General features: G+C 46.7%; 8 protein-coding genes and 1 pseudogene. 4 read left to right on the top strand and 5 right to left on the bottom strand.

The genetic code is table 11. The annotated features are described in order from the left end of the window. Positions 1–312: 312 nt before the first annotated feature. The 3 genes from AC5I6P_RS28990 (at position 313) to AC5I6P_RS28980 (ending at position 6635) form a co-directional block, all read left to right on the top strand. Complete coding sequence (locus tag AC5I6P_RS28990; RefSeq protein WP_495697255.1) at positions 313–3132, top strand: hybrid sensor histidine kinase/response regulator; 2820 nt, start codon at positions 313–315, stop codon at positions 3130–3132. Between the two features lie 1590 nt (positions 3133–4722). Next, positions 4723–5463, top strand: coding sequence for a hypothetical protein (locus AC5I6P_RS28985; protein WP_495697254.1), 741 nt, complete (start codon positions 4723–4725; stop codon positions 5461–5463). Further along, positions 5460–6635 (top strand): ImmA/IrrE family metallo-endopeptidase, encoded by a 1176-nt coding sequence (locus AC5I6P_RS28980; RefSeq protein WP_495697253.1) that lies wholly within the window; start codon positions 5460–5462, stop codon positions 6633–6635. The genes AC5I6P_RS28985 and AC5I6P_RS28980 overlap by 4 nt, the downstream gene beginning before the upstream one ends. Positions 6636–6725: 90 nt before the next feature. Here AC5I6P_RS28980 and AC5I6P_RS28975 read toward each other — a convergent pair. Together AC5I6P_RS28975 and AC5I6P_RS28970 are read right to left on the bottom strand one after the other, a co-directional pair. Further along, positions 6726–7019, bottom strand: a pseudogene (locus AC5I6P_RS28975) (IS1 family transposase); the annotation flags it as partial. A gap of 85 nt (positions 7020–7104) precedes the next feature. Next, the gene (locus AC5I6P_RS28970) at positions 7105–8766 is read right to left on the bottom strand and encodes an ISL3 family transposase (RefSeq protein WP_495697252.1); all 1662 of its coding nucleotides are present in this window, start codon (positions 8764–8766) and stop codon (positions 7105–7107) included. A gap of 134 nt (positions 8767–8900) precedes the next feature. Here AC5I6P_RS28970 and AC5I6P_RS28965 point away from each other — a divergent pair, with 134 nt between their 5' ends. After that, a complete protein-coding gene (locus AC5I6P_RS28965; protein ID WP_495697251.1) occupies positions 8901–9050 on the top strand; it encodes a WD40 repeat domain-containing protein in 150 nt (49 codons plus the stop codon). 305 nt (positions 9051–9355) lie between these two features. On the opposite strand, the gene AC5I6P_RS28960 is transcribed toward AC5I6P_RS28965, so the two are convergent. Genes AC5I6P_RS28960 through AC5I6P_RS28950 form a run of 3 tightly spaced genes read right to left on the bottom strand, consistent with a single transcriptional unit; the run spans position 9356 to position 17071 of the window. Continuing rightward, positions 9356–11563, bottom strand: coding sequence for a tetratricopeptide repeat protein (locus AC5I6P_RS28960; RefSeq protein WP_495697250.1), 2208 nt, complete (start codon positions 11561–11563; stop codon positions 9356–9358). Continuing rightward, positions 11560–12072, bottom strand: a complete 513-nt coding sequence (locus AC5I6P_RS28955; RefSeq protein WP_495697249.1) for a hypothetical protein — start codon at positions 12070–12072, stop codon at positions 11560–11562. The genes AC5I6P_RS28960 and AC5I6P_RS28955 overlap by 4 nt, the downstream gene beginning before the upstream one ends. 10 nt (positions 12073–12082) lie before the next feature. Continuing rightward, positions 12083–17071: a DEAD/DEAH box helicase gene (locus AC5I6P_RS28950; protein WP_495697248.1), complete on the bottom strand. Its 4989-nt coding sequence runs from the start codon at positions 17069–17071 to the stop codon at positions 12083–12085. Between the last annotated feature and the right edge of the window lie 43 nt (positions 17072–17114).

Raw genomic sequence — 17114 nt, 5'->3', positions numbered from 1 at the left:
CACTGGAATCACTAAGGCGGGCGGGCTGAGTTGCAAAAGTTATCTGCGTCGGGTGAGCTGGGTTGTTCGCCCTACATTCACTGGTCGAATCTCGGTTCACTGCACCATCGAACTTCTGCGATGTCTGCAGAAGTGCATCTGATTCTCAAGGCTCTTAGCAATTGACTAGAACGGGAAATCAGTCGTTTCGGGCTATAACTAGACGGTTATACAGTCTAAAATTAGTCCTGAAAGTTCTTAGCGTAGTTTTAGTCCGGTTGCTACGGGAACGCCTAATACAGGTATTTTAACGACTCGGTTTCAAAGAATGGCATGCCAAATCTGACCCGCTCTCAACTACTGCACTACGGCATAGCTGCACTCAGCGTTTTGCTTGCAACACTGCTGATGCTTCTGCTAGACCCGCTGCTTGCCATGACTCAAAGTCCTTTCCTGCTGTTCTTTGGTGCTGTAATGATCAGTGCTTGGTCAGGTGGCTTGGCTCCGGGACTGTTTGCAACTGCTTTGTCGGGTTGCATCAGTACCTACTACTTTATTTCTCCTATTCATTCTTTGTCTCTTAATTGGGTGAGCGGTTCGCGATTGAGTTTATTTCTACTAGAGGGCGCATTGATCAGTCTTCTATGTAATGAACTCCGAGTTGCAAAACGTCGAGTGGAGCGCACGTTGTCCAATCTGAGGTTCAGCGAGGAACAGTATCGGCAAGTGGTCATTCAGACCCAAGAACAGGCAAATACGCTGAATGCAATTTTTGCAACTTCCGTCGATCATATCTACGTTTTTGATCAAGAGGGACGATATCGCTACGTCAGCGATAAGGGCGCTCAGGTGCTGGGTTTTCAAGCTATTGATTTAATTGGAAAAACTTGGCGAGACATTGGGTTACCCGCCGATTTAATGGAAAAGGTGGACGCTCAGCGAGAAACCGTGATGTCTACGGGGCGATCGCTGAAAGGCGAGACCGATTTTGTGACCGATAAAGGAGTGCTGTCTTACGAATACATTCTCACCCCCTTGAGTACCGATCAATCCCCGAAGTCTGTGGTGGTCATTTCTCGCGATATTACCGAGCGAAAGCAAGCAGAAGCCGAGCGAAACCAATTGATGATGAGAGAGCAAGCCGCCCGCTCAGAAGCGGAGGTTCAGCGGAACCGCCTTCATTCACTCCTGCTTCAAGCTCCAGCGTTCATCTGTACCCAGTTCGGTCCTAATCACGTTTTCGAGTTTGCCAATCCTCTCTATTGTCAACTCGTAGGGAACCGAGAACTGATTGGGCGCACAGCCCGAGAAGCCTTTCCTGAACTGGAGGACCAAGGGATTTATGAACTCTTGGATCACGTGTTTGTAACAGGGCAGCCGTTTGTCGGCAATGAGATTGCTGCCCACCTTGACCGACAAGGGAATGGAACGACCGAAGAGGGATTTTTTAACTTTATCTACCAGCCGATCTTTGACATTGATGGCGCAGTAGAAGGGGTAATTACCTTTGGCTTTGAAGTGACTGAGCAGGTTGTAGCACGCCGACAAGCTGAAGCTTTAGCAGAAAATCTGAGATCTCAACAAATTGAGCTAATAAAAAGCGAAGCTCGGTTCAGCCGCTTGGTTGAAGCGAACATTATCGGTGTGCTCTTAGCAGGTCCCAATGGCACAGTAATAGAGGCAAATGACGCGTTCCTCAAAATGGTCGGTTATAGCCGCGAGGATTTGCACAATCGCGCGCTGAGCTGGACTGAAATGACCCCACCAGAGTACATCCAGCAGGACGAACAAGTGTTACAGGAACTTGCTAGCTCCGGAAGCTGTGCACCGTTTGAGAAAGAATACCTTCGCAAAGATGGCAGCCGAGTTCCCATTCTGCTAGGAGCTGCACAGCTTGAAAGCGACGAACTCGCTTGGGTTTGCTTTGTTTTAGACTTAACCGAAAGTAAGAGGATTGAGGCTTTGCTACGTCAACAAGCTGAGGAATTATCCCGCGCCAGTCGACTCAAAGATGAGTTTCTCGCCACCATCTCCCATGAATTGCGAACTCCACTGAATGCCATGTTGGGATGGGCCACGATGTTGCGCTCTAAACAGCTTGATGAAGCCACTACAACTCGGGCGATCGCGACAATCGAGCGCAATGCTAGAGCACAGAATCAACTCATTGACGACCTACTGGATGTTTCTCGAATTATTACTGGCAAGTTGCGCTTAAATGTTCGTCCAGTCATCCTAGTTTCGGTCATTGAGGCAGCGATCGATTCTATTCGCCCTGCCGCAGAAGCAAAAAACATTCGCCTTCAAAGTCTCTTAGACCCCGCAGCAGGCCCTGTTTCTGGCGATCCCGACCGCCTTCAACAGGTATTCTGGAACTTGCTCTCTAATGCCGTGAAGTTTACTCCCAAAGGCGGTCGAGTTCAAATTCGACTAGAACGAATTAATTCCCATGTGGAAGTGACGGTGAGTGACACTGGGCAGGGAATTAGTCCGGAGTTTTTACCTTACGTTTTTGAACGCTTGCAGCAAGCAGATAGTACAACCACCAGAGCCCACGGCGGACTCGGGCTAGGTCTGTCGATCGTTCGTCATTTGGTGGAGCTGCATGGTGGAAGCGTTCATGCCGTCAGTCCCAATGAACAACAAGGCGCTACCTTCATGGTCAATCTTCCCGTTACCATCTTTCGCTCGGAATCGACAGGCCTTGAACGGATACACCCTACGGTCAGTGATACAGCCCCTTTGACTGATGCACCGAGATTGGATGGCTTAAAAGTTTTGATCGTAGATGATGAAACAGATGCTCAAGAACTGCTTGCGACTCTTTTGAGGCAACGGGGGGCGGTGGTCACAACAGCGGCATCGGCGAGGGAGGCTTTAGCATTCATGACTCAAAGCACCGTTGATCAAAAACCTGATGTATTGGTCAGCGACATTGGGATGCCCGGTGAAGATGGGTACACCCTGATTCGTCAAGTTCGAGCCTTAGCGCCAGAACAGGAAGGTAGGATTCCTGCGATCGCCCTGACTGCCTATGCTCGCACAGAAGACCGCATCAAAGCATTAGCTTCAGGGTTCCAGTCCCACGTCCCCAAGCCAGTTGAACCAACTGAGTTTATTACGGTAGTAGCAAACTTGGTCGAGCGCTTGTAAGCGTCCATGAGTTGCCTGGTCGGGGTAGAGCAGTTTTAGAACAACTTAATAACTTGAAAATTCCACCATAAAAGCGTTACAGGCATTTAACGTTTGCACAAAAGGCTGTTCTATTGGTTTAGAACCAGTAATAGAACATTCCTGCTTAGAGCAAGCCGTTGAAAGCGCTTGTTAGCGAACTTTATTGAGTAAAAGATTTCAAATTTTTTCGGCTACGTAGGCCAAACAACCTCAATGGACATAAACAAGCGTAATGAACTGTTTGGAAAACCAAAACTGGCCACTGCTGGGTACAAATTGATTTAATCCATATGTGCCAGTTAGTTTCCAACTTTATTCTTTAGGTTCCAACTTTATTCTCCTTTTACAACATGTGAGTCGATAAAAAAGTTAAACAATTTCATCGCCTAAAAGTACTGATTTTCCGTTTGGTCACAGACTTACTAAAAAATAAAGTTAAACAATCTCTTGCTGAAAGCTAAGTTTTGAAATAAGAAATCATGGACTTTTGCAATAAAAAAGTTAAACAATTCCTGAAACTCTTCATAGGAAGCAGTTTGGCAAATTCTTAAATAGCAAATAGTTCATGAATTGTGGAAAGTTGTAGCATCCATTGGCGGAGAAGAATTTTTGCATTATCAAAATAACTCTAGTCATCTTAGTTCCACCAGTAAACACCAATCGGCAGTGGAGCAGGGTATCTTCCTAATAAATTAAGGTCATCATCTCATGGTGAATATCACGCACCTCGCCATCCTGCCACCGCTCCAACCGCCGCTGCGAGAATGAACCAGATTAGCGGGGGAGAACGTCGTCTAAACGCAGTTGGAGATGGGGCAGCAAAGGAGATGTGATCGCTTGTCCGAGGCGGTATTGTTGCTGGGTATATTCTTCGCCCACTAGCCGACAGACGGTGAAAGTGGGTTGTTTGGGTTTGCCAATAAAAGCGGTACCGCCTAAGCCACGATAGTCGACAATCCAATATTCGAGGCAGAGCGGTGTAAGTCCAGTGCGATTGACAAAAAGCTGTCAAACTCCCTCTGGGTTCATGTTTCTGCCCTGGATGCCCTCAATCCCCTGCTCCGGCTCTATGAAGGTTGCGCTTCTCGCACGATCGGTTGCCCAGAAGAAGCAACCCTGGTCAAGTTCCATTCCCCTGTTGCTGGCGGCAGTGTTCTAGAAGGGGGAGCAGGAAACATTCAGTTTTACCTGATCCTCTGCCTGTAGCGATTAGGGTGGATTGGTAATAGGGTGGAGATAACCGTTGAAAAGCGCGTTTCTGGTGTAGATGAGGAGTGAAATTGAGGGGAATTTCGCGAAAGGGAGGGCGATGAAGCTTGTGCAGCACTATTGAAGGATACCCAAATGTAAGGTAGTGTCTCCCCAAAACAGTTCAGCTTGTGAGAAAGCGTAGTATTTCCATTGTGGTAACTGTAGCTTGTATATCTAGGCATATTGGTTTGACCAGATGATAGAGGAATGTAGAAGTTCCTCATAACTCCCATTCATCTTTTTTGAGCTATGGGCTTCTAAGCTATTATGAATAGGGTTTTCGAGACCCTTTAGAAAGTTCCACTTCCCTTTTGATTTGTGCCATCATCACGACTAAACCCACAGCAAGCCCGAGAAAAACTCGCAAAATTGGCTCAGGAGACGCAGACAGTTGAACCGAAACTCGCGCAGAAGCTTGTTGTCTTAACGAAATGGATCAAGGACAAGAAAGATGGGCTGCTGACGAGTAAGCCCTATGTTTTAGATCTCCTTGGAGAAATGATTTTGGATGCGGGGCTTTGGCTCGCTCTCAAGCCTTTAAGCCAGGAGGATAGACAAAAGCTTTACTTGAACCTAAATTTTTCAGTCACACAGCAATATTGGATAGAAATTTTATTCCCGCGATGGTTTAATGACGAAGACCCGAAGTTTCCCACTTGGCGGCGGGAAGTGATGAACGGGAATTTTAAGAGGGATGATGAGCAGATGCTGAGAGACATTTCAAGCGAAATGGGGAAGCGAAGGGGTAGTTTTCTATGGAAACACTTGCTTGATCTGTCAATGGCAACAGACCTGTTGGCATCTGGACAAAAGGAGACAGTCCTGTGTGTTCAGTTGACAACACTCTCAGAGGCTTATCTTGATGGCAAGAAACAGCGCTGGGAAGAGACTTTGACATACTGGAGCATTGAGCGGGGGTTACTCCTCAGCTATAACCCTGCTGAAAAAGCCCTTGTATCCCAGCTTGTTACAGCTATTTTGAAATATAGTGATACACCAACAGCTCCTTGTTATACTGTTGTTACAGCTTTTAAGGGGTTTGACTTCAGGAAGCCATGACTAGCGAAGATAACATTTTTAGTTTTGGCGATAGTTCTGACCCTATGCAACAAGCTAGGGAAGCTTTGCGTGCTGTTCAACATTATCAGCAGGATTGGCAGGAGGAAGGAGTCAATCGAGTTTATAAGTATTTTGATGATGTTGAAGGTGATTGGCTTGAAGAATTTGAGCCAATCCTTGTGAATGGTTCAGCAGAATACAAATCTAGAGTTACAGTATCTGCCATTTGTGAGCAACTTAGATCTTTAGGGCTGTCTACTTCCTTTATTAAAAATATGGCTTTTCCATCATGGTGGAAGAGTGAGCTTGAAAGTGACGAGGGGGCAATCTCTCAGCTTTTAAACTCTTTATCTCGTAGATTGTTTCTGAAAGTTAATTTTTCTCAGAATTCAGATTTATCTCTAGCATTTCTGCCGATTCCTGCAACAAAGTTCAAACTACAGAAAAGCCAAGAAGACCCACAGCTTTTCAGCTATTTGGCGAGGAGTATTGCAAATGCTGTTTCCTCAACTATTGAACAGGCTTATTTTTCTATTCCTTCTGAGGCGCTGTCTATTAGACAATCGATACTGCAAAGAGAATCCAGTGTAAATTTGGATAGTTTGCTTGATTTTTGCTGGGGAGTTGGCATTCCAGTGGTTCATTTTGACAAGCAACCCGATGGGCATGTCAAATCGGATGGTTTAGTTGTTATGTCTGGAAGACGACCCGTTATTCTAATTGGTTCTTCCCGTAAGCAATCTGCTTGGCTACTTTTTATATTGGCTCACGAATTGGGACATATTGCGAAAGGGCATCTTCAAGAAGGCATTTTGGTAGATGAATCCTTTCTGCGTGGTGTGAATGATGATGAAGAGGACACTGCCAATCAATTTGCTGCTCAGCTTTTATTTGGAGATGTCCCTCTTCAATGGGCTGCAAATCTTAATAAAAATCGGTTACTAGCAAAGGCTAGATGTTTAAGTGAGGAGCACAATCTTGATTCTGGTGCTCTTATCCTTAACTATGGTTGGCAGACGAAGAATTGGGGATGTGCTGTAGCAGCCTTGAACTTGCTAGAGCCTACTGCTAAGGCTCCAGCTCGAATCAATGCCTACTACCAGCGTCACTTAGTCAGTATTGATGAAGATAGGCGAGATTACCTTCAACAAGTGGATGTTTTAGCCGCCTGATAAAGTCTTTAGACTGTCTGGGTAGTGCGGTAGTCTTCGACCCAATCTCACTTCTCAAAGGGAACCTGATAAACAATGGTAGGTCATGCTCTAAAGAAGTGTGGGATAAGTAACGAAATCTGCCCAAGCCCAAGACATATCCGTTAATCCCGCTCGCTGTGCTGCTGTCGTTCCCAACTGCCAATGCTGCCAAATCCAATTGAAGTAACTGACCACCAACCGCACCGTCACCTCCGTTTGCTGCTAAATGTTGCCAAACTTGTTTTGTCGTCGATGCCAGCGTCCGGTTTGTTGTCGCAAAATTCCATTGATGCGCTTATTTCGTTGCGTCAATGTCTTACCAATGTAGTGGTCCACCTGTGCACCGAACACTCGCTGATACCCGCCTATTAGACGACAGCTACAATTGGCTCTTCCGAGCTTTTGGTGAAGCTGAGAAAACGATTGCTGCACTACGTTGAGCTTGCCGTTATGCAGTCATAATGAAGCGCTTCGCGAGTAGCTCTAAGCCGGCTCTGCCGTACATCTGTCGCTTCAGCAGCTTCAACTTGTTGTTCAAGCCTTCGACAGGGCCGTTGCTAAACTCTGTCATTAGGCTAGCTTTGACCGCAGCATAGTCATCAAATAACCCTTTGGCAAACGTTTGCAAAGGTTTGAGAGCACAGCTTGCTGCCTTTAGCAGCCAGTCATCGAACGCGCCTGCCTGCCGTTGTCTTAACAGTTGCAAGAACTCATCAGCTACCTCAACCAACAGCGTCAAGTCCGGATGCTGCTGCATAACCCGCTCTAGTAGATCAGTCTCTTCTGCCTGACGATTTTCTGGATTGAGTCCGACCAAGTAGGCGGCTTGACGTGGGGTGAAGGGTGGCGACTGCGGGTCAAGGACTTTGGGCAACGCCTGAGCAACCTTAATCCTAACGGGTGGTAGACCCTGTACTTTGCGCAGTCCACTAATGTAGCGTTGTAGGGTACGAAGAGAGCCTTCAAAGCCGCAAGGTTTGAGCAATTTCATCAGGATGCCAGGCTCTCTAATACCCGAGTTCCACCAGTTCAAAAGCTGTGGCTTGTATGGATCGAGTAGACTGCGCCCGAAAGTGGGACGGCGAGCGGGTATCTCGGGAAAATCTGGCAAGCTACTGTAGCGTTCAACGCTCTTGAGGCTAACGCCTAACTTCTGAGCAATCGCGGTTTGAGTCCATCCCTGTGCCCGGAAGGATTTGATCGTCTTCTGGTGTTCTATTTTTCGTTGCTGGTTCTGTCGTATTTGTTGCTGCGACTTCTCCGCGGCGGTTGGCTGTGGGACAGCCACGACGGTTTCTTCAGGAGCGTCTGCGACGGTGGCTTGATGCTGCGATTGTTCAGCCGCTTTTAGCTCACTGCGGTAGCTCCCAAAAGCTTGCTCTAAGGTTTCACTCAAGTTCTTGACCAAGTGAAAGCGATCTGCAACTTGTCTGGACTCAGGTGCGCCTTCGGTCATCGCACTTTTATAGGTTTTGGAGCGGTCGCGTGAGAGCACTTCTATACCAGGGTGAGCCTGTAGCCACTCGATCAAGGTTTTTGCCTTACGGTCTGCCAGTAAGGCAATCGGTTGATGCGTTTCCAGATTAACCAAGATAGTGCCGTAATTGTGGCCTTTGCGGAAGGCAAAGTCATCGACGCCCAATACCTTGGGGGTTGTAAAGTCTGGCAGTGGCAGTCGCTGAAGATGGTTCAGCAGGGTACTGCCGCAGATCGCATAACCCAGGCAATTGCCTAATCGAGCACCTGCGGCACCCGCCAGCGCTAAGCCGATTGACTGTAACCGCTGTATCAATCGCACGATCTTTCTCCCCCAAGGGGCGGCCACTTGAGGCAGCCGCTCTGTAAAGATGCGGCGGCGGCACTCAGAGTTTGGACAGAAAAACTTACACACTTGAAGAATGAGTCTAAGCCTGAAATGGACGCAGGGTAGGTCAGCTAGCGTTCGCTCATAGTGGCTATGTATACGGTGAGTCAGACCACCGCACAGCGGACAGGGAACTATCGTTTGCGTAGAGGAAAGATTCAGCAAGAGGCAATCGCCTGACTCAATGGCGTAGCTTTCCAAACGTAGCAGACTAGTACTGGGCAACAGAGCTTGAAGGAATTCCATGGGCAGATCACTGAAAGGGGTGATCTATAGTTTCCTCCCTACTTCTCGGCTTCACCAAAAGCTCGGAAGAGCCGGAAATAGCTGTCGTCTAACACCCGCCCCAACCATCGGTATCCCACTCACAACACGCTGTTTTGCCTTCGGTACTGACGGTTTTGGGACTCAATACTGGTCAATGCTTCCAGATTCTTGAAGAGCACAATAATTGGATAAATTCTATTGCTTTTAGTCCTGATGGTTCAGTGTTTGCAAGCGGTGATATTGGTCAAACAATAAAGTTATGAGATATGAGAACATTTCAGTGTCTCAGAACTCTGCAAGGAGACAGCCGAGGAACTGCGCCGATCGCTTTTAGCTCTGACAATCAAACTTTGGTTAGCGGTGGTGGACACGATGCAACTATTAGGGTAGGAATGTTCAGACAGGAGCGTGTCCAATGGTCCTACGTGCACTTAGACCTTATGAGGGTATGAATATCATTGATGTTACAGGATTAACTGAGGCTCAGAAAGCGTCACTAATTGCTTTAGGGGCTATAGAGTCGGAGTGAGAGTGGCAGAAGAGGGCGATCTCTTCTGTCAACATGCTCTTATATTAGGGTTTGAAGGATCTCCCTAATAACTCCACTTTTGCCGCGACAGGCTACGGGTAGCACCTGTCCTGCAAGGGTACTATCTCTTTGGAGTTCAGAGACAATACTGCTAAGGTCGTGTCCCATATACCCGGTAATAACAACAATCAGGTTGCAATTGCTAATTCTGCTCTGAACATTACTACGGCTAATGTATGCATCACTGGAAGGCGCTACTTCGACAACCTCTTGTATTCGATAAGTTGAAGTTAATTCCCGAATCACTTCGCGTCGAGTTGCCTCATGCCCACCAACCAATGCCAAACGTAGAGACGAAAGGTCAGGCACAGTCTCTTCGCTGTCCTTAGAGGAATGAGCTTGGATACCAAGCTTTGTTGCTTCATCTCTGCTCTGTTGCTGGTATTCAATGAGTTGAGGGACGATATCTGGGCTGAGGTAATAAAGAGCACGTTTTAAGTCTTGGAAAAAAGGCTCTTCGGAACGACCTTGCCGTATAGCGTTATCAATTTCTTCGATCGCAATTCCTTGATACTCATTAGCCAGACTCGAACGTAGTTTTGGCAGAAGAGCAATATAGGGTTCAAGCCCTTCCAAAAGTTCAAAGTGCTGTCCACGGTTGATTTGTTGACTTGCAGCAATAGTGCGTAAGTGGGCTAACTCAAGCTCTAGGTCATCCATCCACTGCTGGTTAGCTAGCCAATCCAGCCAATCGGCATAAGCAATGATGAATTTATCTAATCGATTTACTTGTTTCCAGAGCTTTGCTCGCTCTTTCAGGATGTCCTCAGCATTGGGTAGAGTAGCAACTCTTGAACCTGCTACCTCAATGCACTCCTCATAGTAACTAACCTCCTGCTCATTAGATATATCGCCAAAACCTCCCAAAGATGAGAGTGTGGCAATGTTCGCTCTGTCTTCAAGTGACAAATGCTCAGGGGCAATATCTAAAAGAATTAAATAAATTTCTGCTGCATCTTCAGGATTACCCTCTGTAGACCAAAGACGAGCTAAAGGCAGTAGTATTTCATATTGACGCTCTCCTGCTTGCCAAGCACTCTCTAGAAGCGGTCTAGCTTGAGATCTTTGCCCCATTGCATAAAGGGCTGCGCCCTTTAAGCCAGCTAAAGTGGAAGGGAGTGTAGCAATCGGTTCTGGTAGAAAGTCAATGACTTCTTTAAAGCGGCTACCAGATAGCAGGAGTTCTACCTGTCGAACTTTGACAGTATCCTGATCTTTTTCAGTTTTAACAGGAATTGATTGGTACAGTTCTAAAGCCTTGTCTTCCTCTCCGACTGCTGTATAGGCTGCTGCTAAATCAAGTAAAACAGAAGTTGATTGGGGATGTTTGACCTTCAATGCCTCTAGCTGAGGAATACGCTCTCCAGGTTCCACCTTCACTAATTGAGCCAGTTGCTCACTAAGAGTAGCATCGGCTACTTGTTCCATAGGCTCTTGCGGCTTGAGCGCCTGGTGCAGGAGCCGCCGTACTCCATCGGCCTGACGAATACGCTCCAATTCAGGTAGAAACTCTTGAGCGATTTGCTGGGCTGAAAGCATCAACTCTGGCATATTTTCTTGCTGAGCCTCTTGCAGGTAGGCAGAGACAATCTGTTCAACCAACCTTCCAGAGACAGGTAAGGCTAAAATTTCATCGCGCTTGGTTGAACAAAGTTCGATGATTTGAGCTGCTTTAGCGGTACGAGTGTAAAGGGTAATCAAAGCACGCAAAGCATTGCCGTCACCAGAACTCGATTGCTGAAGTAATCGTTCTTCCGCTTCTACGATTTGCCCTTGGCTAATTTGTTGCTCTAAACGGCTTGGATTAATGCTTTGTACAGTACTGGTTGGCCGTGGAATATCCTCATTAAGTTGTTTGAGAATGTTGCGAAATTGAGTTTGCCAGGATTTGAACGTTTGAACTGCTTTTGCTGATTGTTCGGAGTAGTCAGCTTCTACCTTAGAAGTATTGAGAAGATAGGCTGCTTCAATGGATGACCACGTTTGCCTTAGATTTTCCTCAGTAGTGGTGACGTAGACGAAATGGGTGTACTCTCCATGATGGGAGGGCATTAATTTAGTAGCCTTGAATTGTTCCCGAATTGCCCGGTGTAACTCCTCTGCCTGTAGCTCACTAATGCATTTAAGGCGTAATCCTATCTGGTCAGCACCTCCAAGTTTTGGAACAATCTCATACTGAAATTTCATGACAGTTGCATCGCCTGTTCAAAATGTTGCACACAGATTTGTCGTAGCTCGGCGATACTCCGTTCATCATGGCAGTAGGTATATAATTCAGCGTTTTGATTAACTCCGCCATCAGTCAGGTTCAAAGAGCCATCGAGCCCACCATAACGACCCACGTAAGCTTTGGCATGCAATGTAGATAGAACCCGCACTTGAATGCGATCGCTGCGACTAGCCAGCAGTTTCAACGCAGAGTGATAATCTGTATCGCTGCCAACGGTAATGTAGATTCTTCCACCGTTTGCCGAGATTTGATGGAGTACGTCAAACAAGTGCAGCGAATCCTGCTTAGTCTCCACAACCTCCTGGAATGAGACATAGTAGGGATTAGCTAGCCGGAAGTTTGTAACCCAAGGCGCAACAATCCAAAATTCATAGTCACCTCCCAGCTGAGAGGCAAGCACCTCGTTCAGCAGGAAGTTGTAAATCATTGCTTGACCACTACGTTGTAGGGTCGATCGCTTTGCCATAGGATAGACCTCACTCAATAGGACGTACAGTAACTTCAATGATGGGCGGCTGATTAACCGTCAGGTCAGTTGGATAAATGGTTTGAATATCAGTGATCATGGGATAGACCATACCCAAATCTGTGTCGATTCCAGCATCGGTTAGGTAACTGATCGCCGCACAAAGAGAGGAGAGGCGATCGCTAGGGACACGGAGGTAAACTGCCTGATACCCTTTCTCCAGCAAGAGTCGAATCTGCTCAGAGATAGGAGTGGGTGATACTGTTGGGTCACCGATACCATCATCCAAGTTCAAGGTTTGGTTAGAGCGGGCTTGAGTTAGCCAGTCGCTGAGTAGAGAACGGTTCAGGAGATTACGACTCAGTCCAGGAGCTTCAATATCGCCGCCCCGATCATCCAGACAACTTGGGCAGCTACAACGGCAATTTATCAGCATCCGTCGTTCTACGGCTGATTCAAATGCTCGACGTACTTCTGCTGTGTTCGAGTTGTATTCAAGTCTATACAAACGAAGCAAACGGGTGAGTTCAGGATAGGGTGATGAAGTATCTGGCTGACTTAGAGCAGATGCAATTGTGCGATAGAGGGTAGCTCTTGCTTCCGCAAAGGATGGCTCACGACCAAATTGCTGAGTGCAGGTAGGAAGAAAAACTTGATTAATTTCTCTGAAAATACACCAGTTTATCAGGCGACTCCCGTCAATTTGCTGAGCGTAGTCAGGGATAAAGACCCTGAGTAATGCTTTCAGATGTTTCTGCTGAACAATAACCTGCATTCGCTGGCGGACTTCAGACAATAATGCCTCGATCGCAACTTGGCGATCGCTAGAACTGCGAGATTGAATCAGCGCATCAACCAGTACCTCACATTGGGCTAGCCAGTCTTCGGGTTGAGCCAATAGATGACGAAGAAACGCTTCTTCCTGGGCAGTGGGGCAATAGGTCATTCGGTGCGCCAGAGTTGTCCAGAAACGGTCTGGGTTCTTCCGAAGCAGGTCTTGAGTTGCCCGCATTACCCCAATACCACCCATACCAATTTCATAAAGCCAGATACGATTGTCAGTCCGGTTATCAAAGTCAAGCCGCAGTCTAGTCCAAGCAGAAACGTAATTTAGAGCCTCGACCCCTGCGACCTCCTGGGCAACTTGCTTCAAAGCCTGAGTCAGGCTGTACTGGAAACTATCATAAAGATAGTCCTGGTAAAGATCCCCGTTGGTTTGTATCTCCTCATAAAGATCCAGAAAGACTGCCAAATAATTATTAGGGCTGGTAATCAGTTGCAGAACGGCTTCACGTTTCTTCGGCGACAACTGGTGGATTTCATTAATGGCTTGAATAGATCGGCGGTTAAACTCGTTGTTGCCTGCAACAAACCAGGCTCGCATCCCTTCTAGAGTGCCTCCTTGTTGGTGACACCAACCATCTGCAACGGTTAGAAGGACATCTGCTAAGTTTTCCGCAGCAAAATAGTTTTCCCTATACTCATCCTCAATAGTCAATTTCGTGATAAAAGCGTGGCGAATTGCATTACTCCGAAAATTGGCGCGAGTAGAAAATGAGAGTATGGCATCTGAGATAGCATCGGGTTTGATTTCAACACTGATACCTTCAGTAATGAGTTGATACCCCAATGCACAGTTACTCATATTATTCTCATTAGCTGTAAAGCCAACAACCCCTCTGATGTCGTCTGCTCTCGACTCATGGAATTTCAACGTATACTGGCTACCGAGAATGATGCGACGAACATCCAAGAGATTCAAGTTATCCGGTTCATCGCTATACAACACAATTTCCTGAACTAAATTTTCCCCAAGACTGTCACATGAGACGGATTGATTGCTTGTTTTAAGTGTGTATTTAGCTGTTGGGGTATCACCTATAGGTCGGACATAGATGGCACTGATGGACTGTGCTGAGCAGGAGTGAGCTAGTTGAACCATATCCTGCGGCGCATCTTGTTGGCTACGGCATTCACTCAATTCTCCTGTATCAGGATTGCAGTACCAGAACGAAGAGTTGTAATCCCGGCTGAACTGTTTGGGTTCAATTTGAGTAGGACGATAAACTGTCAAAAATTTTCCACTGCGAGGCGTAATCCCAACTAACTTGAGTGCTCGTTTAGGCAGATTAGCAGTGCTTGGATTATTCTCAATCTGGTCTTTTGCAGTGTAGTACTGGTTCAGAGGTAGCAGAGACTGCCCATCCGCAAGAAGAGGTGGTATCCATGTCGAGCCTTCGCCACCCCGAAAGGTTACATTACCAGGGATCGTCTCACTGATAGCCAAACTAATACTCTCTGGATCAAGCCGTTTGTTGAAGCGGTGATCATCAGGGCGATAGTCTACCCGAACTTCTGGCAGATTGATGTCTGAGAATAGATTATCAGGCAGATGTTGAGTTAGCCTCTCACGCGCCTTAACCATTGGCTTGTTCTCTCGATCAAATTCTGGATGTACTGCTGTCATCAAGCCTTCGCAAAAGATGCTCCAGAGGAACCCATCTGAGTCAGGATCGCCCAGAACTCTCAGTAAAGCGTCGTTATCAACGATCGCGAACGATTCCTGTAAGTAGTCCTTAAAAGCAAACATCATGCCTGCATTGGCTGTTTGGTCTAACAGGTACTGATAACCCTGCCGCGACAGCCTCTCTAGATTGAGTTCTACACCCGCAAGATTTGCTCGGTAAGCCAACCAATCAAATAGTGCATAGAATCCATGGATTCGTTGAAGATAGCGATTTTGAGCATTGAGAGGCAGCTTCTGAAATGTGGGATCTGTCAGTACATGCTCGTTGCGAAACAGAAATAAATCTGTTGGTTTATAAGGACTAAGAACTGTAGCTACGATCGGTCGTGTGCCTACTTTTCGCCCACCTCTTCCCTTACGTTGAACAAAGCTGGCAACATTAGCAGGTGCGGTGTATTGAATAACGCACATGAGTGCTTCATCGTCGTAGCCAACTTCTAACGCACTGGTTGTAATGACGAGATCATCATCTTCCTCAATGACAATAGAGCGATCGCTCCCTGACTTGCGCTTGATGTTGAGAGGCTGACTACGTGCTTTATCTTTTTGACTCAACACCCACCAGCACTCCCCAGCTTGAAAGAGAGGACAAGTTGGGTCAGGCGTGCAACTATTTTCGCAATTGCAGTTGTACTGGGTAGTAGGACCAAAAAAGTTAGGAAAGAGTAGGCGGTTAAAGGGTGGGTAACGGTAGGCATATAAGGGAACATACCTGATTGGGTAGGCATCATCAGTAGGTCGAATTCCCTGGCTCTTCAATTGTTGCCGTCTCTCAATTTGGTAGTCCTTGACCTTTTCAGCATCTTGCACCTGATACAGCCAACGACCAACGATATCCAAAGATTGCACAAAACCGAAGGTACGATAACGATTCAAGCCGCTACCTGCTACCGGCTGCGGCATCGTGTGTAGCACACACATTGCTGTTTGAATTAACGATGAAAGCACCGCTGTATCTTCGGTATTTTCAGCACGAGCAAAGATAAAACGCTCTGCCCCAATAATCTGCATCTCATTGTCTTGAGGTTTAACCTCCTCGATCCGCACTGGGTCAATACCGGAAAGCTCGGATAGGAATTGTTTAGGATGGGCGATCGTCGCACTCAGACCAACAAAGGCAAGATTGGCTTGTTCTTGGCGATCGCGCTTACCCGTACGAATCCGTGATAGGAGTCGGCGCAGCAGAAGAGCAACTTGAGTTCCTGCTGTGGAAGTTTGCAAGTGAATCTCGTCCAGCATCACTACAGAAGGCGCGCAGAAGGTTGTAGTCCCGAACAGGTACTGGTACTTTGAAGAGATCAATCGCCGATGAAGAGATTCTGTAGTAGCGATCAGAAGATCCGGCGGTTGCTTCTCCATCAAATCCCGAGCAAATTTGATGAAGGGATAAGTCTTTTCACACTTAGGACAGACCAGGACTTCAGGTTGAGTCGGACGAGCAAGAAGTCGTTGAGGAGTTGTATTGCAGCCACAACCCGGAGTTCCTACACAGTAAGCAAAAGGTGACAGATAGCCCTTATAATCCTCGCTAAAATTCCAACCTCTTTGCTTAGCAAGTTTTTGTTGCTGAGAGTCATCTACCTTTTGAAAATCACTTACTTGATAAACAGCCGCTCCGCTTTCCACACCTATGGTAATTGCAGGAAGGTTGTTGGCAGCTAGTACTTGGTTTAGATGATAGAGAACCTCAATAAAATCTGTAAGTTGGTTTTCTGAGAGAGCAACTCGTGGGTAAATACAGATTGCTTTGACTCCAATCTTTTTCCGAAGACAGCGCTCAATAACCATTTTGGCTAGCACTGGAAGGAAAAAGGCGTAGGTTTTCCCAGCTCCTGTACTAGCAGTAACAACAACCCCCCTCTCAATACCCTGTTGTGAATCTAGTTCGATCGCCTGCAAAATAGCCCTGAGTGTTCGACGTTGAAAACCACTCATCTGCTGCAGTTTTGTTAGGGTCTGCTCAATGACTGTTAACAGAAGATTAGCAGCCTGCTGTTGTTCTGAATTGCCGGAGAGTAATAGCCCCATGCACGTCCGGACAGAGACATTGCGTCGTGGAACCCGGCGAGAGGCAACGCTAAACTTTACATCTTCTATAAGTCGCTTACTTTTACTGATACGATGGGCGACTTTAACAGGGTTTTCGTTAACGATACGTTGACGCAGCTTGGTTAAGAGCCGAACTGTCTCTGTAATCCGGCTTCGAAAAATCCAGTTCTCAGGCGATTCCTCATGATCAAATCGAATAATTTGAAGCTCATTAGCAAGTTTTTGTAGAGCTTGAATAACTGCTGAGTTTTTCTCTCCTACTGATAACTGAATATCATTAGATGGCTGGAAGTTTTGAACAACTTCACTTCCTGTCAATGTCAAATCGTAGATGCCATAAGCGATTTGCTCAGCCTCGCGCTGTTCAATGAATGTAAGAACCTCATCAGCTAGATTTCCTACAGTTTTTATATCTAAGCTCATAGAATCATTTATATTAATGCAGCGATTTGGATAACATCAAAAT

It is taken from the genome of Myxacorys sp., from assembly GCF_059501405.1.
Note: the sequence above shows the minus strand (reverse complement) of the source record. Positions and strands in the feature narration are given on the sequence as shown.

Excerpts from the sequence above, each read along its gene's own strand:
- AC5I6P_RS28955 (WP_495697249.1), bottom strand. The coding sequence starts at position 12,072 with ATGGCAAAGCGATCGACCCTACAACGTAGTGGTCAAGCAATGATTTAC.
- AC5I6P_RS28990 (WP_495697255.1), top strand. The coding sequence starts at position 313 with ATGCCAAATCTGACCCGCTCTCAACTACTGCACTACGGCATAGCTGCA.
- AC5I6P_RS28960 (WP_495697250.1), bottom strand. The coding sequence starts at position 11,563 with ATGAAATTTCAGTATGAGATTGTTCCAAAACTTGGAGGTGCTGACCAG.
- AC5I6P_RS28970 (WP_495697252.1), bottom strand. The coding sequence starts at position 8,766 with ATGGAATTCCTTCAAGCTCTGTTGCCCAGTACTAGTCTGCTACGTTTG.
- AC5I6P_RS28980 (WP_495697253.1), top strand. The coding sequence starts at position 5,460 with ATGACTAGCGAAGATAACATTTTTAGTTTTGGCGATAGTTCTGACCCT.
- AC5I6P_RS28950 (WP_495697248.1), bottom strand. The coding sequence starts at position 17,071 with ATGAGCTTAGATATAAAAACTGTAGGAAATCTAGCTGATGAGGTTCTT.